Source organism: Pseudomonas sp. MSSRFD41, from assembly GCF_014230245.1.
GTDB classification, from domain to species: Bacteria; Pseudomonadota; Gammaproteobacteria; order Pseudomonadales; family Pseudomonadaceae; genus Aquipseudomonas; species Aquipseudomonas piscis.
The window spans coordinates 280150-300888 of record NZ_JACKZK010000004.1 but is presented as its reverse complement, the minus strand read 5'-3'; the positions used below and the strand labels follow the sequence as shown (position 1 = coordinate 300888).

General features: G+C 60.9%; 21 protein-coding genes. 6 read left to right on the top strand and 15 right to left on the bottom strand.

Annotated features, from left to right (window positions below; translation table 11 throughout):
* Positions 1-44 precede the first annotated feature (44 nt).
* From fkpB to murJ, 5 genes are all read right to left on the bottom strand, one after another.
* Positions 45-497 carry an FKBP-type peptidyl-prolyl cis-trans isomerase gene (fkpB, locus tag H7A76_RS10245; RefSeq protein WP_185698370.1) on the bottom strand — a complete coding sequence of 151 codons (453 nt, stop codon included), beginning with the start codon at positions 495-497 and terminating at the stop codon, positions 45-47.
* The gene (gene lspA / locus H7A76_RS10240; RefSeq protein WP_185698369.1) at positions 490-1002 is read right to left on the bottom strand and encodes a signal peptidase II; all 513 of its coding nucleotides are present in this window, start codon (positions 1000-1002) and stop codon (positions 490-492) included. The genes fkpB and lspA overlap by 8 nt, the downstream gene beginning before the upstream one ends.
* The gene (ileS, locus tag H7A76_RS10235; protein ID WP_185698368.1) at positions 995-3826 is read right to left on the bottom strand and encodes an isoleucine--tRNA ligase; all 2832 of its coding nucleotides are present in this window, start codon (positions 3824-3826) and stop codon (positions 995-997) included. Before ileS ends, lspA begins: the two co-directional genes overlap by 8 nt.
* A gap of 13 nt (positions 3827-3839) precedes the next feature.
* Positions 3840-4784: a bifunctional riboflavin kinase/FAD synthetase gene (ribF, locus tag H7A76_RS10230; RefSeq protein WP_185698367.1), complete on the bottom strand. Its 945-nt coding sequence runs from the start codon at positions 4782-4784 to the stop codon at positions 3840-3842.
* Between the two features lie 129 nt (positions 4785-4913).
* Entirely contained in the window at positions 4914-6452 is a 1539-nt protein-coding gene (gene murJ, locus H7A76_RS10225; protein WP_185698366.1) for a murein biosynthesis integral membrane protein MurJ, read from the bottom strand.
* 251 nt (positions 6453-6703) lie between these two features.
* On the opposite strand from murJ, the gene rpsT reads away from it, so the two are divergent.
* Entirely contained in the window at positions 6704-6982 is a 279-nt protein-coding gene (gene rpsT / locus H7A76_RS10220) for a 30S ribosomal protein S20 (RefSeq protein ID WP_009050949.1), read from the top strand.
* A gap of 111 nt (positions 6983-7093) precedes the next feature.
* Here the strand turns inward: rpsT and H7A76_RS10215 are convergent, their stop codons facing one another.
* The 5 genes from H7A76_RS10215 to rplU form a co-directional block, all read right to left on the bottom strand.
* The gene (locus tag H7A76_RS10215; RefSeq protein ID WP_185698365.1) at positions 7094-7555 is read right to left on the bottom strand and encodes a CreA family protein; all 462 of its coding nucleotides are present in this window, start codon (positions 7553-7555) and stop codon (positions 7094-7096) included.
* Between the two features lie 20 nt (positions 7556-7575).
* Positions 7576-8694, bottom strand: coding sequence for a glutamate 5-kinase (gene proB, locus H7A76_RS10210; RefSeq protein ID WP_185698364.1), 1119 nt, complete (start codon positions 8692-8694; stop codon positions 7576-7578).
* 185 nt (positions 8695-8879) lie between these two features.
* Positions 8880-10103, bottom strand: a complete 1224-nt coding sequence (gene cgtA / locus H7A76_RS10205) for an Obg family GTPase CgtA (RefSeq protein ID WP_185698363.1) — start codon at positions 10101-10103, stop codon at positions 8880-8882.
* Positions 10104-10297: 194 nt separating this feature from the next.
* The gene (rpmA, locus tag H7A76_RS10200; RefSeq protein ID WP_003228360.1) at positions 10298-10555 is read right to left on the bottom strand and encodes a 50S ribosomal protein L27; all 258 of its coding nucleotides are present in this window, start codon (positions 10553-10555) and stop codon (positions 10298-10300) included.
* A gap of 35 nt (positions 10556-10590) precedes the next feature.
* Entirely contained in the window at positions 10591-10902 is a 312-nt protein-coding gene (gene rplU / locus H7A76_RS10195; RefSeq protein WP_003228361.1) for a 50S ribosomal protein L21, read from the bottom strand.
* 381 nt (positions 10903-11283) lie between these two features.
* On the opposite strand from rplU, the gene H7A76_RS10190 reads away from it, so the two are divergent.
* The 3 genes from H7A76_RS10190 to H7A76_RS10180 all read left to right on the top strand — a co-directional run bounded on the left by H7A76_RS10190 (position 11284) and on the right by H7A76_RS10180 (position 13169).
* Complete coding sequence (locus tag H7A76_RS10190; RefSeq protein WP_185698362.1) at positions 11284-12252, top strand: polyprenyl synthetase family protein; 969 nt, start codon at positions 11284-11286, stop codon at positions 12250-12252.
* A 118-nt stretch (positions 12253-12370) separates the two neighbouring features.
* On the top strand, positions 12371-12712 hold the full coding sequence (locus H7A76_RS10185) for a zinc ribbon domain-containing protein YjdM (RefSeq protein ID WP_103326380.1): 342 nt from the start codon (positions 12371-12373) through the stop codon (positions 12710-12712).
* Positions 12713-12899: 187 nt separating this feature from the next.
* Complete coding sequence (locus H7A76_RS10180; protein WP_185698361.1) at positions 12900-13169, top strand: hypothetical protein; 270 nt, start codon at positions 12900-12902, stop codon at positions 13167-13169.
* A gap of 87 nt (positions 13170-13256) precedes the next feature.
* On the opposite strand, the gene H7A76_RS10175 is transcribed toward H7A76_RS10180, so the two are convergent.
* The 3 genes from H7A76_RS10175 to H7A76_RS10165 all read right to left on the bottom strand — a co-directional run bounded on the left by H7A76_RS10175 (position 13257) and on the right by H7A76_RS10165 (position 14923).
* Positions 13257-13874: an FKBP-type peptidyl-prolyl cis-trans isomerase gene (locus H7A76_RS10175; RefSeq protein ID WP_185698360.1), complete on the bottom strand. Its 618-nt coding sequence runs from the start codon at positions 13872-13874 to the stop codon at positions 13257-13259.
* Positions 13875-14000: 126 nt separating this feature from the next.
* Complete coding sequence (locus tag H7A76_RS10170) at positions 14001-14306, bottom strand: DUF6482 family protein (protein WP_022641097.1); 306 nt, start codon at positions 14304-14306, stop codon at positions 14001-14003.
* Positions 14307-14434: 128 nt separating this feature from the next.
* On the bottom strand, positions 14435-14923 hold the full coding sequence (locus H7A76_RS10165; RefSeq protein ID WP_031320561.1) for a TIGR00645 family protein: 489 nt from the start codon (positions 14921-14923) through the stop codon (positions 14435-14437).
* Between the two features lie 152 nt (positions 14924-15075).
* Here H7A76_RS10165 and H7A76_RS10160 point away from each other — a divergent pair, with 152 nt between their 5' ends.
* Positions 15076-16908, top strand: coding sequence for a hypothetical protein (locus H7A76_RS10160; RefSeq protein WP_185698359.1), 1833 nt, complete (start codon positions 15076-15078; stop codon positions 16906-16908).
* Between the two features lie 20 nt (positions 16909-16928).
* Here H7A76_RS10160 and H7A76_RS10155 read toward each other — a convergent pair whose 3' ends face one another.
* Positions 16929-17270, bottom strand: coding sequence for a hypothetical protein (locus H7A76_RS10155; RefSeq protein WP_185698358.1), 342 nt, complete (start codon positions 17268-17270; stop codon positions 16929-16931).
* 214 nt (positions 17271-17484) lie between these two features.
* Positions 17485-19923, bottom strand: a complete 2439-nt coding sequence (locus H7A76_RS10150; protein ID WP_185698357.1) for a Lon protease family protein — start codon at positions 19921-19923, stop codon at positions 17485-17487.
* A 278-nt stretch (positions 19924-20201) separates the two neighbouring features.
* On the opposite strand from H7A76_RS10150, the gene H7A76_RS10145 reads away from it, so the two are divergent.
* Complete coding sequence (locus H7A76_RS10145) at positions 20202-20690, top strand: DUF3015 domain-containing protein (RefSeq protein WP_185698356.1); 489 nt, start codon at positions 20202-20204, stop codon at positions 20688-20690.
* The last annotated feature ends 49 nt before the right edge of the window (positions 20691-20739 follow it).

Here is a 20739-nt window from a genome sequence, read left to right as displayed (position 1 = left end):
AGAACACCGATGTTCTTGCCGGGGCGGGCTTGCCCGTGATGCGGTTAAAGCGCCTTGACGTCGATGATCTCGACATCGAAGGTCAGGGTCTTGCCGGCCAGCGGGTGGTTGAAGTCAACGGTGACCTGGGCATCATCGAAGCTTTTGACCACGCCGGGCAATTCGGTGTTCGCCGCATCGTTGAAAATCACCAGCAACCCCTCCGACAGCTCCATGTCCTGGAACTGCGAACGGGGGATCACCTGCACGTTCTGCGGGTTTGGCTGGCCAAAGGCGTTTTCCGGCTCGATGGTCAGGTTACGCTTGTCCCCTGCCTTGAAGCCAAACAGCGCCGCCTCGAACCCTGGGAGCAGGTTGCCATCGCCAACCTTGAAGGTCGCCGGGGCTTTGTCGAAAGTGCTGTCTACCGTGTCACCGTTCTCCAGGCGCAATGCGAAATGCAAGGTGACTTCGGTGTGCTGGCCGATACGTTGTCCAGCCATTACCTGTTCAGTCATGAACGGTTTCTCCGGTTTTCTTACTCTTGAACATATCCAGGGCCAGCATTACGGCACCGACGCTAATAGCGCTGTCGGCGAAGTTGAATGCCGGGAAGTACCAGCGGTTCTGCCAGTGCACCAGGATGAAATCGATCACATGACCCAGGACGATGCGGTCATACAGGTTGCCCAGGGCACCACCGAGCACCAGGGCCAGGGCGATGGCCAGCCAGGTTTCGTTACGCCCCAGGCGCTTGAGCCAGACCACCAGCACCGCACTGACCACGACGGCGATCAGGGCGAATAGCCAGCGCTGCCAGCCCGAACCATCGGCCAGGAAGCTGAAGGCGGCACCGGTGTTGTAGGCCAGGGTCCAGCTGAAGTAGTCGGGAATCACCACGATCTGCTGATACATGGTCAACGAGTTTTCGAAGTGCAGCTTGCTGGCCTGGTCGATGACCAGGACCAGCACGCTCAGCAACAGCCAGCCCAGACGACCGAAACGGCCTGCGGCATTAGGCATAGTGACGGACCTCGCCTTCACCGCTGATGTTATCTACGCAGCGACCGCAGATTTCAGGATGCTCAGGATGGACGCCGACGTCTTCGCGGCAGTGCCAGCAACGGGCGCACTTGGCGAAGCTCGACTTGACCACTTTCAGCTTGAGGCCGCTGACCTCGGTGGCTACCGCGTCCGCTGGAGCCTGCGCCAGGGGCGCGACACTGGCGGTGGAGGTGATCAGCACGAAGCGCAGTTCGTTACCCAGCTTGGCCAGGTCGGTCGACAGCGCGTCCTCGGCGTACAGCGTTACTTCGGCCTGCAGGTTGCCGCCCACCGCTTTAGCGGCACGCTGGTTCTCCAGCTCCTTGTTGACCGCGACCTTGACCGCCATGATCCGCTCCCAGTAGGCGCGATCCAGCTCGAAGCCTTCCGGCAGCTCGCTCAGCCCCTCGTACCAGGTGTTGAGCATCACCGACTCATTGCGCTCGCCCGGCAGGTACTGCCACAGCTCGTCGGCGGTGAAGGCCAGGATAGGCGCGATCCAGCGCACCAGCGCTTCGCTGATGTGGAACAGCGCGGTCTGGCAGGAGCGACGGGCCTTGCTGTTGGCGCCGGTGGTGTACTGGCGATCCTTGATGATGTCCAGGTAAAAGCTGCCCAGTTCCTGCACGCAGAAGTTGTGCACCTTGGAGTAGACGTTCCAGAAACGGTACTCACCGTAGTGCAATTCCAGCTCACGCTGCAGCAGCAAGGTACGGTCCACGGCCCAGCGGTCCAGGGCCAGCATGTCTTCGGCTGGCAGCAGATCGGTGGCGGGGTTGAAGCCGCTCAGGTTGGAGAGCAGGAAACGCGCAGTGTTGCGGATCCGCCGGTAGGCATCGGCACTACGTTGCAGGATCTGGTCGGATACCGCCATCTCGCCGGAATAGTCGGTGGCCGAGACCCACAGGCGCATGATATCGGCACCCAGGGTGTTGTTGACCTTCTCCGGCTCGATGGTATTGCCCAGCGACTTGGACATCTTGCGCCCGCTCTCGTCCACGGTGAAACCGTGGGTCAGCAATTCGCGGTACGGCGCGTGGCCGTCGATGGCGCAACCGGTGAGCAGGGAAGAGTGGAACCAGCCACGGTGCTGGTCGGAGCCTTCCAGGTACAAGTCGGCGCGCGGACCAGTGACGTGGCCGATATCGTGGGAGCCACGCAGCACATGCCAGTGGGTGGTGCCGGAATCGAACCAGACGTCCAGGGTGTCGGCGATCTTGTCGTACTGGCCAGCTTCGTCACCGATCAGCTCGGCGGCGTCCAGTTTGAACCAGGCCTCGATACCTTCTTTCTCGACGCGCTGAGCCACCTCCTCCATCAATTCGACAGTGCGTGGATGCAGCTCGCCGGTCTCCTTGTGCAGGAAGAACGGGATCGGCACGCCCCAGTTGCGTTGGCGGGAAATGCACCAGTCCGGACGGTTGGCGATCATCGAGTGCAGGCGGGCCTGGCCCCAGGCCGGCACGAACTGGGTGCTCTCGATAGCCTGCAGGGCACGCTCGCGCAAGGTGTCACCGGCCACTGGCTGCTTGTCCATGCCCACGAACCATTGCGCGGTGGCGCGATAGATCAGCGGCGTCTTGTGACGCCAACAGTGCATGTAGCTGTGGCTGATGGTCTCGGAGTGCAGCAGGGCACCGACTTCGCTCAGCTTATCGACGATGGCCGGGTTGGCCTTCCAGATGAACTGGCCGCCGAAGAACTCCAGGGAAGGCGCGTACACACCATTGCTCTGGACCGGGTTGAGGATGTCGTCGTTGACCATGCCGTAGCGTTTGCAGGTCACGAAGTCGTCTTCACCGTAGGCCGGCGCGGAGTGAACCACACCGGTACCGGCGCCCAGCTCCACGTAGTCGGCCAGGTATACCGGCGACAGGCGATCGTAGAACGGATGGCGGAAATTGATCAGTTCCAGGGCCGAACCCGGGGCAGTCGCGATCACCGAACCTTCCAGGCCGTAGCGGGCCAGGCAGGACGCCACCAGTTCCTCGGCCAGGACCAACAGGCGCTCGCCGGTGTCCACCAGGGCGTAGTTGAACTCCGGGTGGATGTTCAGCGCCTGGTTGGCCGGGATGGTCCACGGGGTGGTGGTCCAGATCACGATGGCTGCGGGCTTGGTCAGCTTGGCCAGGCCAAAGGCGGCGGCCAGCTTGTCTTCGTCAGCCACAGGGAAGGCCACGTCGATGGTGGCGGACTTCTTGTCCTGATACTCGACTTCCGCCTCGGCCAGGGCCGAACCGCAATCGAAGCACCAGTTCACTGGCTTGAGCCCCTTGAATACGAAGCCACCCTTGACCATTTCCGCCAGGGCGCGGATTTCGCCGGCCTCGTTGGCAAAGTTCATGGTCTTGTAGGGGTTGTCCCAGTCACCCAGAACACCCAGGCGGATGAACTCGGTCTTCTGGCCCTCGATCTGCTCGGAGGCGTAGGCACGGCACAGCTCGCGGGTCTGGTCCGAGGTCAGATTCTTGCCGTGGGTCACTTCGACCTTGTGCTCGATCGGCAGGCCATGGCAGTCCCAACCCGGTACGTAGGGCGCGTCGAAACCGGACAGGGTCTTGGAGCGAACGATCATGTCCTTGAGGATCTTGTTCAGCGCATGACCGATGTGAATCTTGCCATTGGCATAGGGAGGGCCGTCGTGCAGAACGAACTTGGGACGATCCTTGCCAATCTCGCGCAACTTTCCGTACAGGCCAATGCTGTCCCAACGCTGCAGAATCTGTGGTTCGCGCTGAGGCAGGCCGGCCTTCATTGGGAAGGCGGTGTCCGGAAGGTTTAACGTGGCTTTATAGTCGGTCATTTAAGGCTCTTCATTAGCGATTGGCGCTATGGATACGTGCAACTTGGGCACGGGCGGCGGCAACATCCGCATTGATCGCCGTCTTCAACGCCTCCAGGGAGGCGAAACGCTGCTCTTCACGCAGCTTTTGGTGGAAAACCACCGTCAAACGCCGGTCGTACAGGTCACCGGCAAAATCTAGAAGATGAATCTCCAGGTGGGCCTTGCCGTCACCTGCGACCGTGGGTCGGACGCCGATGTTGGCAACTCCGGGCCAGGCCTGGCCATCGATGTCGACACTGACCAGGTAAACCCCGGAAAGCGGTACACGACGGCGCTTCAACTGCACGTTGGCAGTGGGCGTACCCAGCTGGCGCGCCAGCTTCTGCCCATGCAGCACCCGACCGGCAATCCGGAAGGGGCGACCGAGCAGACGCTCGGCAAGATCGAAATCGGCAGCGGCCAGGGCATTGCGGACCTGGGTGCTGCTGATGCGCAACCCATCCATTTCCACAGTGCGGGCCGCTTCGACGGTAAATCCGTGGGTCGCACCGGCCTGCTGCAGGAACTCGAAGTCTCCGACCCGGTCGCAGCCGAAGCGGAAGTCGTCACCGACCTCCAGGTGCCGCACACCCAGGCCATCCACCAGGATTCGCTCGACGAACTCGCTGGCGCTGAGCTTGCCCAGGCGCTGGTTGAACGCCAGGCACAGAACCCGGTCGACCCCGGCTTGCGCCAGCAATTGCAGCTTGTCCCGCAGGCGGGTCAGGCGCGCTGGAGCGGTTTCGGGAGAAAAGAACTCACGCGGCTGCGGTTCGAAAATCACCACGCAGCTGGGTACGCCCAACTCGAGCGCACGCTCACGCAGCCGGTCCAGGATAGCCTGGTGACCACGGTGAACACCGTCGAAGTTGCCAATAGTGGCGACGCAGCCCCGATGCTGGGGGCGCAGATTGTGAAGGCCTCGAACCAGCTGCATAACGCGCTTCTTGCTCATAAAGTGGCCGATTATAACCACACCGGGCGGCTGACGACAGGCAGCACCGCAACCCAAAGTGATCGAACCGACAAAACCTGTGTCCACCCTGCTGCGACGACCGGATCCTCGTCAGCCCAGGGCCTTGCGATTGAAATCCCGCAGGCGGAAGCCCAGCAGGGCCAGCATGCCGAAATAAGCCACCACGCCGGCTACCACCAGAGCGCCCAGGCGCAGGAAACGCTGGAGCATATGCCCCTCATCCCAGGCTGGCATGTAGTGCATCGAGCCCAACAGCACCGCCGACATGACCAGCACCGCGGCCAGCAACTTGAGGATGAACATCCCCCACCCCGGCTGCGGCTGGAACATCCGCTGCTTGCGCAGCTGGTAGAACAGCAGGCCGGCGTTGATGCAAGCCCCGCCGCTGATGGCCAGGGCGAGCCCGGCATGTTTAAGGGGACCGATCAGCGCCAGGTTCAACAACTGGGTGACCACCAGGGTGAAGATGGCGATTTTCACCGGGGTCCGGATGTTCTGCTGGGCATAGAAGCCCGGAGCCAGCACCTTGATCATGATGATGCCCAGCAAGCCGATTGCGTAAGCCACCAGCGCCCGTTGGGTCATGGCTGCATCGAAGGCGCTGAACTCACCATACTGGAACAGCGACACCGTCAATGGCTCGGCCAGGATCCCCAGCGCCAAGGAACAAGGCAACACCAGAATAAAGCACAGCCGCAGCCCCCAATCGAGGATCCGCGAATACTCGTGGCGATCCTGGCTGGCATAGGTCTTGGCCAGGGTCGGCAGCAGGATGGTCCCCAACGCCACCCCCAATACTCCGGACGGCAGCTCCATGAGCCGGTCGGCGTAGTACATCCAGGAGACCGAGCCAGCCACCAGGAACGAGGCGAAGATCGTGTTGATGATCAGCGAAATCTGGCTCACGGACACCCCGAGGATCGCCGGCAGCATCTGTTTCAGGACTCGCCAGACCCCGGTATCACGCAGGTTAAGACGCGGCAGTACGAGCATGCCGATCTTCTTCAGGTGCGGCAGCTGGTACAGCAACTGTGCCAGGCCACCGGCCAACACCGCCCAGCCCAGGGCCATCACCGGCGGATCGAAATACGGCGTGAGGAACACCGCGAAGATGATCATGCTGACATTGAGCAGGGTCGGCACGAAGGCCGGTACCGAGAAACGGTTCCAGGTATTGAGGATCGCCCCGGCCAGGGACGAGAGGGATATCAGCAATATATAAGGAAAGGTCACCCGCAACAGGTCGGCAGTCAGGGCGAACTTTTCCGGGGAATCGACGAAACCCGGCGCCGTGCCCCAGATGACCCAAGGCGCAGCGATCATTCCCAGGGCCGTGACCAATGCCAGTACCAGGGTCAGCAAGCCGGATACGTAGGCGATGAAGGTACGCGTCGCCTCTTCGCCCTGCTGGGTCTTGTACTCCGCCAGAATCGGTACGAAAGCCTGGGAGAATGCCCCTTCGGCGAAGATCCGCCGCAGCAGGTTGGGCAGTTTGAAGGCGATGAAGAAGGCGTCCGTGGCCATGCCGGCACCGAAGGTACGCGCGATGATGGTGTCACGCACAAACCCCAGCACTCGGGAAAGCATCGTGATAGAGCTGACGGCGGCCAACGACTTGAGCAGGTTCATGAAAAGCTTTGTGCCTTGTAGATAAACAGCGGGCGAAAAGGCGCCCACTTGTGCGATACTCCGCGCCGCAACAGCACAGAGCCAAAGCTCGCGAGTTTACAGGTCAAGCGCCGGAAATAAATATCCCGCCACTTCCGATCGACCACTCAGCGGAACGCATCAGCTGCCCTTGACAACACACCAACTCATCGGCATGATTCGCGGCCTATTTTGTTTGCTATTTCCCAAAAAGTCTTTCGAGGAGCTCGACGGTGGCCAACTCACCTTCCGCCAAAAAACGTGCAAAACAGGCTGAGAAGCGTCGCAGCCACAACGCCAGCCTGCGTTCCATGGTTCGTACCTACATCAAGAACGTAGTTAAAGCCATCGACGCAAAAGACGCCGAAAAAGCGCAAGCCGCTTACGTTCTGGCCGTGCCAGTTATCGACCGCATGGCCGATAAAGGCATCATCCACAAGAACAAAGCTGCTCGCCATAAAGGCCGCCTGAATGGCCACATCAAGGCTCTGAAGCTCGCTGCTGCCGCCTAAGCGACACGCTTGTTGAAAAACCGACCCAAGGGTCGGTTTTTTATTGGCTGCAATTCAGCCCACCCGACGAGCCAGCCCAACACCCACAGGACCAACTCGCCAGCGATCAGATTATTGGTGCGACCAAGGCAGGATCGGAATCGCCGTCACCGCATTCTGCGGGCTACCCTCGATCAACCGATCGCTATAGACCAGGTACACCAGGGTATTGCGCTTCTTGTCGAGGAAACGCACCACCTGCATGGTCTTGAACACCAGCGAGGTACGCTCCTTGAATACCTCCTCACCATCCTTCAGGTCACCCTTGAAGGCAATCGGCCCCACCTGACGACAGGCAATGGAGGCCTCGGCTCGATCCTCCGCCAAACCCAGGCCACCCTTGAGCCCCCCTGTCTTGGCCCGCGACAGATAACAGGTCACGCCATCGACCTTGGGATCATCGAACGCCTCGACGACGATCCGATCATTCGGCCCGACGAACTTGAAGACCGTGGACACCCGACCAATTTCCTCGGCCGACGCCATGAGCGGCATCGCCAAGAACAAACCCAACAATCCCTTTGCCATGCGCATGCGTTTTTTCCTTATGCGACTCAAACCAGAATCAGATTGTCACGATGGACCAGCTCCGGCTCAGCCATGTAGCCCAGCACGCCGACAATTGCATCGGAAGGCCGACCCATGATCTTCTGTGCCTCCAAGGCGCTGTAGTTGGCCAAGCCGCGAGCGATCTCGCGCCCGTCAGGCGCCACACAGACCACCATTTCGCCGCGCCGGAAGCCACCCTGGACCTGCTTGACCCCCACCGGCAACAAGCTCTTGCGCCCCTCGGACAACGCGGACACTGCCCCCTCGTCCAGCACCAGGGTGCCACGGGTTTGCAAATGACCGGCCAGCCACTGCTTGCGCGCAGCCAGCATGCCGCGCTCCGGAGACAGCAAGGTACCGATGCGCTCACCCGCCTTCAGCCGATCCAGCACCCGCTCCAGGCGCCCACCGACGATGATGGTGTGCGCCCCGGAACGCGCCGCCAGCCGCGCCGCGCGCAGCTTGGTCTGCATACCGCCACGCCCCAGGGCACCGCCAGTACCGCCAGCCACCGCATCCAGGGCCGGATCATCGGCTCGCGCCTCGTAGATCAGCTGGGCGTCTGGATTGCTACGCGGGTCGGCATCGAACATGCCATCGCGATCGGTCAGGATCACCAGCAGATCAGCCTCCACCAGGTTGGCCACCAGCGCCGCCAGGGTATCGTTATCGCCAAAACGGATTTCATCGGTGACCACGGTGTCGTTCTCGTTGATCACCGGGATCACCTTGAGCTCGACCAATGCCCGCAGGGTACTGCGCGCATTGAGGTAACGCTTGCGATCCGACAGGTCATCATGAGTCAGGAGGATTTGCGCGGTATGCCGGCCATGCTCGGCGAAGCTCGACTCCCAAGCCTGCACCAAGCCCATCTGGCCAATGGCCGCGGCCGCCTGCAGCTCATGCATCGCACTCGGTCGTGCGGTCCAGCCCAGGCGACTCATGCCAGCAGCAACAGCACCGGAAGACACCAGCACCAACTCGACACCAGCCTCGTGCAAGGCCACCATCTGCTCGACCCACACTCCCATTGCCGCACGATCCAGCCCCTTGCCGTCCGCCGTCAGCAACGCGCTGCCGATCTTCACGACCCAGCGCTGCGCACCTGTCACCTTGCTCCGCATCTCATTCAACCTTTGCCAGCGAGCGGCACGACCGAGCGCCACTCATGGGGTTATTCGTATTTACGCCGCGCAGACACCAAAACGCCGCTCAGATGAGCGGCGCATTGAAAGCTGGCCCGGCAACGATGATAACACCGCGCCAAGCCAGATAAACCGTCTTCACGGGCATGCCCACCAACGACGAATCAGTCGCGGACGTAGATGATTTCCGGGCCATCCTCATCATCCACATCTTCCTCATCCCAGTCATCGTCGCCGATATCATGAACGCTCTTCACTCCACTGCGACGCAGGGCACGCTGGTCATCCAGGGCCTGCAGCTGGGCACGCGCCTCATCCTCGATACGCTGATCGAGCTCAGCCAACTCATCGGCAAAGACCGGGTCAGCCGCCAGACGATCGGCACGCTCTTCCAGGTAGCGCATGATGTCGCGACTCAGGCGCTCGGTACCAACCTTGGAGATAGCCGAAATCACATACACAGGACCGGTCCACTCCAGGCGATCGACGATCTCCTTGATTCGCTCCTCCTGCTCTTCCTCGAGAAGCATGTCGCTCTTGTTCAGCACCAGCCAGCGCTCACGCTCAGCCAGGGACGGACTGAACTTCATCAGCTCGTTGACGATCACCTCAGCGGCATCGGCAGGACTGCTCTCATCCAGCGGCGCCATGTCCACCAGGTGCAACAGGATGCGCGTACGCGCCAGGTGCTTGAGGAAGCGAATCCCCAGGCCAGCCCCATCGGAAGCACCCTCGATCAAACCAGGAATATCCGCGATCACAAAACTCTTCCAGCGATCGACGCTGACCACGCCCAGGTTCGGCACCAGGGTCGTGAACGGATAGTCGGCGACTTTCGGCTTGGCCGCGGAAACCGAACGGATAAAGGTACTCTTGCCAGCATTCGGCAAGCCCAGCAGACCAACGTCCGCCAGAACTTTCAACTCCAGCTTGAGGTCACGCTGCTCACCCGGCTTGCCTGGCGTGGTCTGGCGTGGCGCGCGGTTGGTACTGGACTTGAAGCGGGTATTACCCAGGCCGTGCCAACCACCCTGCACCACCATCAGGCGCTGCCCCGCCTTGGTCAGGTCCCCGATGACCTCCTGAGTACCAGCATCGATCACAGTGGTACCAACCGGAACCCGCAGCTCCAGGTCCTCACCTTTCTTGCCAGTGCAATCGGTACTGCCACCATTGGAGCCACGCTCAGCCTCGAAATGACGGGTATAGCGATAGTCCACCAGGGTATTGAGGTTTTCGTCGGCAACCATGAAGACCGAGCCACCATCACCACCATCACCACCGTTGGGACCACCGTTCTCGATGAACTTTTCCCGACGGAAACTCATGCAACCATTGCCGCCGTCGCCAGCCTTTACTCGGATCGAAACTTCATCAACAAACTTCATGATCAAACGCCTCTCGCCGCACGGGCGAGCTGAAGAAACCAAGACATAAGACTCTTGCAAAAATGAGCGCAGCGGCCTCAATCAACGACCGAAAATTCCAACGCTGGCAGCCCGTACAAACAGCTTTGCAAGAGACTCATCCCACAAACGAAAAAGCCCCGTCGCAAGACAGGGCTTTTCCAGCGATCGCGCAATTAAGCTGCGACGACGCTCACGTAACGACGACCGAAGGCGCCTTTTACTTCAAACTTGATCACGCCTTCGATTTTCGCGAACAGGGTGTGATCCTTGCCCATGCCAACGCCGTAGCCAGCGTGGAATTGGGTGCCGCGCTGACGCACGATGATGTTGCCGGCCTTGATGACCTGGCCGCCATACATCTTCACGCCAAGGCGTTTGGCTTCTGAGTCGCGACCGTTACGGGTACTACCACCAGCTTTTTTGTGTGCCATGAGTTCAATTCTCCTAGTGAGGAATTAGGCTGAAATTAAGCCTGAATACCGGTGATTTTGATCTCGGTGAACCACTGGCGGTGGCCCATACGCTTCATGTGATGCTTACGGCGACGGAACTTGATGATGCGGACTTTATCGTGACGACCTTGGGAGATCACTTCAGCCTTGACGGTTGCGCCAGCAACAACAGGTGCGCCGATGTTCACGTCGTCGCCATTGGCGACCAACAGAACGCGGTCAAAAGTCACGGATTCGCCAGTGGCGACTTCCAGTTTTTCGATCTTCAGGTATTCACCTTCAGCGACCTTGTATTGCTTACCGCCGGTAACGATTACTGCGTACATGGTATTTCTCCGATAATCCTGCTCACCCAGCTCTTAATAGGAAGAGGTATTGGCTGGCATGGCTGCTTGGGGCTGGAACGGCCCTGTGCAATTGCGTAAGGCAGGTGCTGCCCAGGAAGTTCAGGGTGCGCGATTGTACGCAAGGCACAATTGCCTTGCAAGTGCCGCTCAGGCGGCGCGGGGCGGAGTCACGCCCCCTCCGCAGACAGGAAGAACCACTGCCTGTGGTCAGGTTTTCATGGCAAACCATGACCATTAACCTAGTGTTCTACCCTGACAAATTACCGCCCGCCGGGGCTTTGGCCACCCGGGAAGGCGCCTTGACACCTGGGGACGCGGGTCCTAGCATGCCGCGCATCCCTTCTGGAGCACCTGTCACTGATGCAACCCCAAGCTTTCTACCGCGCGGTGGCGGAAGATTTTAACGCCGTCGACGGCATCATCAAGAAGCAACTGACGTCCCGCGTACCGCTGGTCTCGAAAATCGGCGACTACATTACGTCGGCCGGCGGCAAGCGCCTGCGCCCCTTGCTGGTGCTGCTGTGCGGCAAGGCCCTGGGCCGCGAAGGCGAAGAGTTGCGCCTGTTGGCCGCCACCATCGAATTCCTGCACACCGCAACCCTGCTGCATGACGACGTGGTCGACATGTCCGGCATGCGCCGCGGCCGCTCTACCGCCAATGCCATGTGGGGCAATGCGCCCAGCGTATTGGTGGGTGACTTCCTGTATTCCCGCTCCTTCGAAATGATGGTTGAGCTGGGCTCGATGCCAGTCATGCGCATCCTGTCCCAGGCCACCCGGGTCATCGCCGAGGGCGAAGTCCTGCAGCTGTCCAAGGTACGCGACGCCAGCACCACCGAAGAAACCTACATGGAAGTCATCCGCGGCAAGACCGCGATGCTCTTCGAAGCCTCGACCCACAGTGCCGCGGCCCTGGCCGGTGCCACACCGGAGCAGGCCGAGGCCCTGCGGACCTTCGGCGACCACCTGGGCGTGGCCTTCCAACTGGTCGACGACCTGCTGGATTATCGTGGTGACGCCGAGACCCTGGGCAAGAACGTCGGCGACGACTTGGCGGAAGGCAAGCCTACGCTGCCGCTGATCTACACCATGCGCGAAGGCACTCAGGAACAGGCCGCCCTGGTTCGCCAGGCGATCCAGAAAGGCGGGATCGAGGACCTGGAAAGCATCCGCAATGCCGTCGAAACCTCCGGTTCCCTGGACTACACCGCGCAACTGGCCCGCGACTACGTCGCTCGCGCCATCGCCTGCCTGGAAGCCCTGCCGGCAAGCGAGTACCGCGACGCCTTGGTGGAGCTCAGCGAATTCGCCGTCGCTCGTACCCACTGACAGGCTCCCGGCCCCTGCGGCAGCAGGGGCCGGCTCCGCTCCTTAGCCCTGCCCCCCTCTGCCAGGCAAAACCCTGTACAATGTGCGCCTTTAGCCATCCTGACCTTGAGGAGCTTAAGTGAGCACTTTGCCACCCTGCCCAAAATGCAATTCCGAATACACCTATGAGGACGGCATCCAGCTGATCTGCCCCGAGTGCGCCCATGAGTGGTCCGCCGGCGGCGAAGCCGAAGCCGTATCCGCTGAAACTGTGAAAAAGGATTCAGTGGGCAACGTGTTGCAAGACGGCGACACCATCACCGTGATCAAGGACCTCAAGGTCAAGGGCACCTCGCTGGTAGTCAAGGTCGGCACCAAGGTCAAGAATATCCGCCTGTGCGATGGCGACCATGACATCGACTGCAAGATCGACGGTATCGGTCCGATGAAGCTCAAGTCCGAGTTCGTCCGCAAAGTCTGAATCCTCTCCCTCTCGCGCCGCGCGCGAGAGGCCCCCCCCCCTCCTCCCCTTGAAGTAGCCTGCGAAAGCCAGCGCCATTACGCGACAGCACCGCTTGGGCAGAAAAACGCGGAAACCGCCAATAGGTACTTGCTATTCATTGAATAAGAATTATTCTCATTGAACCCCATTCAAGGAGATGAGAACCATGACTTATTTGATCGATGCCTGGCTGGACCGCCCACATCCCTACCTGCGAATCCTGCATCGGGAAACCGGGGAAGTCTGTGCAGTACTGGAAGAGGAAGCCCTGAACGAGCTGCAGGACCAGGGAGACCTGGACCTCAATGGCTTGAGCTCCAGCGAGCCACTGGTACTCAAGGAGTTGGTGCGTAACCTGTTTTTGTTCTGCTACGCCAGAGCCTTGCGACCGACCGGCACCGAAAGCCAGGGCCTGAGTGCAAGAATCCGCGTATGAAACCCAAGCCGATAAAGGAGCCTGCCTGCTGGCGATGAACCATCCGCGGCCAAGCCGCCATCGCCCGCAGGTCGGCTCCCCGGGGAATTACAAAACGTCCAGCAACTCGACGTCGAACACCAGGACGCTATGCGGCGGGATGCTACCTACGCCCTGTGCGCCGTAAGCCAGTTCGCTCGGCACGTACAGACGCCATTTGCTACCGGCGTTCATCAGTTGCAGCGCTTCAGTCCAGCCCGCGATCACGCCACCCACCGGGAACTCGGCAGGCTGGCCACGCTCGTAGGAGCTGTCGAACACGGTGCCGTCGATCAGGGTGCCGTGGTAGTGGGTACGCACGCTATCTTCACGGGTCGGCTTGGCGCCGTCGCCCTGGGTCAGCACTTCGAATTGCAGGCCGGAGGCCAGGGTGGTGATGCCTTCGCGCTTGGCATTTTCAGCCAGGAAAGCCAGACCAGCGCCGGCTGCGGCCTCAGCCTTGGCAGCGGCTTCAGCCTGCATGATTTCGCGGATGACCTTGAAGCTGGCGGACATTTCTTCCTGGCCCACACGGCTTGGCTTACCGGAGAACGCATCGGTGAGGCCAGCCAGGATCGCTTCCAGGCTCACACCTGGTGGTGGGTTGTCACGCAGTTGGTCGCCCAACTGGCGGCCAATGCCGTAGCTGACGCGGGTTTCGTCGGTGGACAGGTTTACTTCGGACATGACGCTGCTCCGCTGTGCGGACGGCTCGGGAAAGGCCGTGCAGACACAGCGCATTCCGGAGCGCCCGGAACCAAAAGGGCGAGCAGACTAGCACAGAAGGCCGGCGCGGATCATCGCCGCCCGGCCTCAACCACCGGAGTGCAGGACGATGGGAACCTTCAGATTGTCCTCGACAGTACCGGACAAGCCGCACATCTCATCATGCACCGAGGTATGGATCAGGTTGAAAGGCAAGTCGGGAAAGGCTTGCAGCACTTCGCGAGCATGCTCCACCGAACGCAGGTGGAACGTCTGGCCGTGGGCATCGCTCAAGGGGTAGGCCGTCCCGCGCATGCGCGCTTCGAGCAGGTAGATCCCGCCCTCCAGGGAGATCAGGTTCAGTTCGTCGAGTTTTCCGGCGATGGCATAGGCATTCATTTCCTGCAGGTTCATGAGCGCACCTCATGCATTGGCCCGTGACACTAAAGGGATATGCCCCGACCAGGAAAAGCACAAGCTACAAACGACGCCGCCCGTCCGTTTCACAACGGCCGGGCGGCTTACAGGCAATCCAGCGTTCTTCAGTGCTTGGTCAGCTTGTCCAGGTAGCCCATGGCAAACGCCGAGACCACGAAGGTCATGTGGATCACCACGTACCACAGCAGGTACTCCGTCGGAGTGTTCTTGGCATCCATGAACACCCGCAGCAGGTGGATCGAGGAAATCGCCACGATGGAGGCTGCCACTTTCATCTTCAGCGACGAGGAGTCCATCTTGCCCAGCCAGCTGAGCTTTTCCTTGTTTTCATCGATATCCAGCTGCGATACGAAGTTCTCGTAGCCGGAAATCATCACCATCACCAACAAGCCGCCCACCAGTGCCATGTCGATCAACGACAACAGGACCAGGATCAGCTCGGACTCAGCCATGGCGAACACGTTGGGAATGACGTGGAAAACTTCCTGGAAGAACTTCAATGCCAGCGCCAGCAGGCCCAATGACAGACCGAAGTAGATCGGCGCCAGCAGCCAGCGTGAGGCATACATTGTATTTTCGATAAAACGTTCCATTGGAATCTCGCAGCCGGTGTGAAAACGGCGGCGAGTATATCAGCGCCCCAAAACCCCATAAACCACAGGTCCACGGGTTTTTCCGGGCGCTTTTTCTGCTAGTGTCGAAGCCACTCCAACCGCCCATCGACCCTGGACAGGAAAACTGGAAAATGGATTTGCGATTGCCTTTGGCGAGCCTCGGCCTTGGTCTGGCCCTGCTGAGCAGCGGCGGCTGTTCGCCCAGCGATGAAAAGCAGGAGGCCAACCTCAAGGACGAGGCCGCGCAACTGGAAAAGTCCCTTGCGGCCATCCAGGACCCCAAGCTCAAGGATGCCTTCGCCGATCTTGGCGGTTCGCTGCTGTTGCTGGAACGAGCCCAACTCAAGCTCGCCAGCAAGCCCATCGAGATCGAGTACGGCGATGACAACCTCGCCGTGCTCAAGCATTACCCCAACCCGCAGGCCCTGGTGGATACCTATGTCAATGGCCTGTTCGTACTGCGCAAGCGTTCTAACTCGGATTACCTGACCGACCTGCAACCGATCTTTCCCTTCAGCTTCAGCGTTCCCGGGCATTTTCCCTTTCCCCATGGCCTGGAATGGCAGTCGGTCACCTTGAGCAACAAGAAAATCGTGGACTTCCAACCCGAGTGGTCGGAAACCGACCCGGGCATCCAGCTGAGCCCCTCCAGCTCGAACATCACCAACCCGGATGACCTGACCGTCGCCTACCCTTTCGTCGAAGGCCTGGAGATCGACAACAAGAGCCAACCGCAACCTGTCTCCCTGCAAGGCAAGCTCGAAGTGATAGCGCCCGGGCGAGTACTGATTTTCGAACTGGCCAAGGCCGACATCGGCAAGCCACACAAGGACGGCAACATCAGCCTGACACTGCTGGCACTGGAGAAAAACTTCGCCGAAATCGAGATGAACAACAATGCTCCATTGTCCGAAGAGGCCAGTGATGCGTCGGTCAACGCCCTGATGGTGCAGGCCCGGGATACCAGCGGCCAGGTTCTCTCCCGATCCGGTTCGATCAACGAGGATGCCGAGCAAATCGCCTTCTACCGGCGCCAGTTGGCTGCAATGCAGAAGCAGAGCGCATGGACCGATGCCTTCGAAAAGCAATTGGAAGATGAACAGCACGCCTTCGACCGCCAGCACACCCGACGCTACGCCAAGGTCTATTTCAACGGCATAGTGGACAAGCTGGAGGTCGCGGTACTGGATTTCTCCAACGCCCAGGTCACACGCAAGGACCTCGACTTGCCAGTGCGGCGCTTCGAACGCAACACCACCGACAAGGCCATCCAGGCACTACCGTTACCGGTGGTGGTCTACGACGACCAGGCGGCCAGTTACCTCAAGGGAGCGCAGATCGACGAGGAGTCGTTGAAGAAGTCGGTGACCATCAGCCAGTCGGTGGAGGACGCCAGTGATGCACGCATCGAGTTCAACCATCCGCGGACCTTCAACGACGAACTGCTGGACGGGCAGTTCAGCACAGGCGACACACCACTGACCTTCTTCACCCAGAACGACCAGGGCCAGCGCGGCGAGCCCATCGAATTGCCGGATGAGGCCTTCGAGATCGACGCCTTGCGCGGCTTGATCACCTATGACCTGAACCTGTTCCCGGAAACCCCCGCCTATGCCGTCGGCTCGATCCCGTTGTTCCTGGCCAATATCGAGAAACAAACCCTCGATGCACGGCAGTTGCCCAAGGGCCTGGAACTCAAGGGCAATGCCCTGATCGTCGACCAACAACTCTTTCCCTCGGATGCCTGGCGCTTCTACGCCAAGGATGGAAGCGGCCAGTACCTCAAGGAAATCCTCGCAGTCTCCCACAGCGCCCGGGAATACGGTCCGGCGCTATATGACGTGCATTATTTCTACGGCCAGCCAAGCCAGCTGGAAAGCTACAACCGCACTGAGCTGAACACCGTGGAGTATGGCTTCGAGGTCAAGCTCGACAAGGTCGACGCCGCGCCTGTCGCACCCTAGCCGGGCATTCGGCCCGGCCATCAGCGCTCGGGGTGGAACTGGCAGTCGCCACTGTTGCGCCCCCGCTCCCCATTGATCTGACGCAACTGGGCCTGCAGGTGCAAGCACCAGATCTGCGGGTCGTCAGCAAGTTGGTAGCCATGGGTCGTCAGGCTTTCAACGATGGAATCGAGAATGGACTCGGCCACCACCGGACCGCAGAACGGCCCCTGGGACTTGATTGCCGAGGGTTGTTCACCGGCCATTCCGGCGGCGAAGAGCAGGGTCCACATACCGTTGTCTCCCGCCAGGGGGCGGACGCAGCATTCGATACGGGTGACGAGGCCAAGGCATTGGCGAGTGAGGCAAAGGTTGCGCGACATGGCGGCGACCCTCGGGTAGATCCACTATTCAGCCTTCGGTCGAAGGCTGTTTCGATCCAGCGACGATTGTCGTTCTCCTTGCCCTGAGAATAGAAGAAAAGCCCGATAAACAAAGTTGACCGGTCCAACAGGCGCCGAATGGTCTACTTTGAAAAATTGGCGTCAGCGCATCGACGCCGATGGCGAGAGCCAGTGCCCTCGCCATCGTCCGTCATCAGGCCGGCTTGGTTTCCGCCAATGCCTCCTGCGCCGACTCCTTCTCCGCCTCCTTCAGGTCTTCCTCGCCGATCATCTCGGCGATCACCCGCAAGCGCTCCACCACCCGGGCATTCACGCTGCCCTCGGGAAACTGGCCATCGGCATCCGGCTCGCCGGCAGGTTCGCCCACCAGCAGGCTCAGGGCCTCGTCGGCCTGGCGCACCGCATACACATGGAACATCCCATCGCGCACTGCCTGCAGGACCTTCTCGTCGAGCATCAGGGTGGCGACGTTGGCCTGGGGAATGATCGCGCCCTGCTCACCGGTCAGCCCACGGGCTTCGCACAGGCGGAAGAAGCCTTCGATCTTCTCGTTGACCCCGCCGACCGCCTGTACTTCACCGAACTGGTTGATCGAGCCGGTGATGGCGAAGCATTGCTTGAGTGGCGTCCTCGACAGCGCCGAGATCAGCGTGCAGGCCTCGCCCAGCGAAGCACTGTCGCCATCCACATAACCGTAGGATTGTTCCAGGGCGATGCTCGCCGAGATCGCCAGGGGAAACTCCTGGGCATAACGGCTGCCCAGGTAGCCGGTCAGGATCATCACTCCCTTGGAGTGGATCGGCTGCCCCAGGTTGACCTCACGCTCGATGTCGACGATGCCACTGCCGCCGGGGTAGACCGTGGCGGAAATCCGCGCCGGCACGCCGAAAGCCGAATCGCCCACCTCCAGTACCGTCAGGCCGTTGCACTTGCCTACGGCCGCGCCATCGGTGTCGATGAGGATGATGCCGGCCAGCATGTCGTCGAGAATCCGCGCCGAGACCCGCCCGGTACGGGTGGCCTTGGCCTTGAGCGCACGTTCGATATGCCCGGCATCGGTCATTTCGTCCGAGGCCAGGTGGCGGATGAAGTCGGCCTCGCTGACCAGTTGGAACAGATCGCCGATCCGCGCCGACAAGCGTCCCTGGTGCTCGGCCAGGCGCGCGCTGTAGGTCGCCAGGCGCGCCACCGCATCCGCGGTCAGAGGTGCCATGCCCTCCTCCGAGGTACGGGTCTTGAGCAACTGGGCGAACTGCTCGAGGCTCTCGTCCACCATCGGGATGTCTTCGTCGAAGTCCACCAGCACGCGGAACATTTCCTGGAAGTCCGGATCCAGGTCCTGCAGCGTGTAGTACAGCTGGCGAGCACCGATGATGATCACCTTGACCTGCAGCGGGATCATCTGCGGCGTCAGGGTCACGGTAGCCAGGCGACCCATTTCCCCCAGCGGCGACTCCATCTTCAGCTTGCGCGACTGCAAGGCACGCTTGAGGGCATCCCAGACGAAGGGTTCGCTGAGCATCTTCTCGGCTTCCAGGATCAGGAAACCGCCGTTGGCCCGATGCAATGCCCCAGGGCGCAACTGTCGATAGGTGGTGTAGAGCGCGCCCTGGTCAGTGCTGTACTCGATCCGCCCGAACAGGTTGTCGTAGGTCGGATGGGGCTCGAACACCACCGGGGCACCACCGCTGGCGGGATGACCGACCACCAGGCTCGGGCAGTACTGCTCCTCCAACAGCTTGCGCGCCACGGCGTCGGTCTTGCTGTCGTCCACCAGCTGCTCGACCACGGTTTTCAGCAGGTAGACCTGCATGGCCTGCAGGTAGCCACAGACCCCGGCGTTCTCCGCGTATTTCTCCGACAATGGCGCCAGCAACGGCTGCAGGGCCAGGGTGATGGTTTCCTCATTGAGCTGGCGCAGCTGGTTGCTCGATTCGCGCTTCCACTGCGGCAGGCTCGCCAGTTCTTCGTTGAGGCGTTCTTCAAGGGCGGAAATGTCCTCGTGGAAACGCTCGCGATCAGCCTCCGGCAACTGGGCGAACTCGGCCTCGTCCAACGCCTTGCCTTCGTACATCGGAGTGAAGGCGATATTGCTGCTATCGCGATACAGCGCCACGTCCTTCTCCAGGGCCAGGCGCTCGATCACATCCAGGGCACGGTCATAGCGCTGGTTGAAGGCCCGGTCGATGGCGCTCTTCTTCTGCTGGTAGGACGGGTGTTCGAAGACCGCCGGAAAGGTTGCCAGCAGGTTGTCGATCAGGCCGTTGATATCGGCGATGAAGCTGCCCGCGGCCCCCGCCGCCAGTTCCAGCGCCCGGGGCTCGCGCGGTTCGTCGAAATTGTTGACGTAGACCCAGTCCGATGGCGTGTGCAGGCGCTTGCCCTCGGCCTTCAGGTAGCGCTTGACGAAGGAAAAGCGCCCGGTGCCCGGTTCGCCCATGACGAATACGTTGTAACCGGGGCGCGGCATGGCCACGCCGAACTGCAAGGCCTCCACTGCGCGTTCCTGGCCAAGCACACCGCGAAAGGGCTCCAGATCATTGGTGGTCGAGAAGCTGAACTGCTCAGCGGAGAACGGGCGGGTCAAGGCCTCAGGCGCGAGACGCAGGCTGGCGGCAACAGGATCAGGCATCGGACTTCCTTACATCAGGCGGGGCGGATGGCGGCATTCTGGCGCTGGCCAGGCCCGGCTGGCAAGGCGCGCCTGCTGGCCGAACTGGGACGGACCGCAGCCTGTCCCCCCATGCCAGGGGCCACCTGGCATATCCAGTATCGCGTTGTAAATACTTACGGAACCGATGGATTCTGCCTAAACTCCAACCTGCGCGACCGGATAAATAACCGGTCCCCTGGTGCCTGCACGGACCAACCTCCCTGTCCATTATTGGTATGCACAAAGAGAACAACGCTATGAAACGGATTCTTCTCGGTACTCTCTTCACCGCCGTCTCCCTGAACGCCATGGCCCAAGCGCCAGGTGGCCCAGACTGCGGTTGGGGTAACATGCTGTTCAAAGGCCAGCGCGGCACTCCTGCCCACTTCCTGGCTTCCACCACCAACGGTACCTCCGGCAACGCCACCTTCGGCATGACCTCCGGCACCAACGGCTGCTCCACCAACGCCGCCCTGACCTACGGTGGCAAATCCTGGTTCGCCATGAACGGCATGATGAACGAGCTGTCCGAAGACATGGCCAAGGGCCAGGGCGAAGCCCTGACCACCTACGCCGTCGTCCTGGGCGTAGCTCCCGAAGACCGTGCGCACTTCGCCGCGGTTACCCATGAACACTTCCAGCAGATCTTCAGCAAGGCCGACGTGACCGCCGAAGACGTGCATGCCAACACCCTGGCCGTACTCAAAGGCGATGCTCGCCTGGCCAAGTACGCCACTCCAGCCTAAGCCGGCCCCCGCCCGCTCCTTTCGGGGAGCGGGTTTTTCTTTCTGGTCC

Excerpts from the sequence above, each read along its gene's own strand:
- fkpB (WP_185698370.1), bottom strand. The coding sequence starts at position 497 with ATGACTGAACAGGTAATGGCTGGACAACGTATCGGCCAGCACACCGAA.
- lspA (WP_185698369.1), bottom strand. The coding sequence starts at position 1,002 with ATGCCTAATGCCGCAGGCCGTTTCGGTCGTCTGGGCTGGCTGTTGCTG.
- ileS (WP_185698368.1), bottom strand. The coding sequence starts at position 3,826 with ATGACCGACTATAAAGCCACGTTAAACCTTCCGGACACCGCCTTCCCA.
- ribF (WP_185698367.1), bottom strand. The coding sequence starts at position 4,784 with ATGCAGCTGGTTCGAGGCCTTCACAATCTGCGCCCCCAGCATCGGGGC.
- murJ (WP_185698366.1), bottom strand. The coding sequence starts at position 6,452 with ATGAACCTGCTCAAGTCGTTGGCCGCCGTCAGCTCTATCACGATGCTT.
- H7A76_RS10215 (WP_185698365.1), bottom strand. The coding sequence starts at position 7,555 with ATGCGCATGGCAAAGGGATTGTTGGGTTTGTTCTTGGCGATGCCGCTC.
- proB (WP_185698364.1), bottom strand. The coding sequence starts at position 8,694 with ATGCGGAGCAAGGTGACAGGTGCGCAGCGCTGGGTCGTGAAGATCGGC.
- cgtA (WP_185698363.1), bottom strand. The coding sequence starts at position 10,103 with ATGAAGTTTGTTGATGAAGTTTCGATCCGAGTAAAGGCTGGCGACGGC.
- rpmA (WP_003228360.1), bottom strand. The coding sequence starts at position 10,555 with ATGGCACACAAAAAAGCTGGTGGTAGTACCCGTAACGGTCGCGACTCA.
- rplU (WP_003228361.1), bottom strand. The coding sequence starts at position 10,902 with ATGTACGCAGTAATCGTTACCGGCGGTAAGCAATACAAGGTCGCTGAA.
- H7A76_RS10190 (WP_185698362.1), top strand. The coding sequence starts at position 11,284 with ATGCAACCCCAAGCTTTCTACCGCGCGGTGGCGGAAGATTTTAACGCC.
- H7A76_RS10180 (WP_185698361.1), top strand. The coding sequence starts at position 12,900 with ATGACTTATTTGATCGATGCCTGGCTGGACCGCCCACATCCCTACCTG.
- H7A76_RS10175 (WP_185698360.1), bottom strand. The coding sequence starts at position 13,874 with ATGTCCGAAGTAAACCTGTCCACCGACGAAACCCGCGTCAGCTACGGC.
- H7A76_RS10170 (WP_022641097.1), bottom strand. The coding sequence starts at position 14,306 with ATGAACCTGCAGGAAATGAATGCCTATGCCATCGCCGGAAAACTCGAC.
- H7A76_RS10165 (WP_031320561.1), bottom strand. The coding sequence starts at position 14,923 with ATGGAACGTTTTATCGAAAATACAATGTATGCCTCACGCTGGCTGCTG.
- H7A76_RS10160 (WP_185698359.1), top strand. The coding sequence starts at position 15,076 with ATGGATTTGCGATTGCCTTTGGCGAGCCTCGGCCTTGGTCTGGCCCTG.
- H7A76_RS10155 (WP_185698358.1), bottom strand. The coding sequence starts at position 17,270 with ATGTCGCGCAACCTTTGCCTCACTCGCCAATGCCTTGGCCTCGTCACC.
- H7A76_RS10150 (WP_185698357.1), bottom strand. The coding sequence starts at position 19,923 with ATGCCTGATCCTGTTGCCGCCAGCCTGCGTCTCGCGCCTGAGGCCTTG.
- H7A76_RS10145 (WP_185698356.1), top strand. The coding sequence starts at position 20,202 with ATGAAACGGATTCTTCTCGGTACTCTCTTCACCGCCGTCTCCCTGAAC.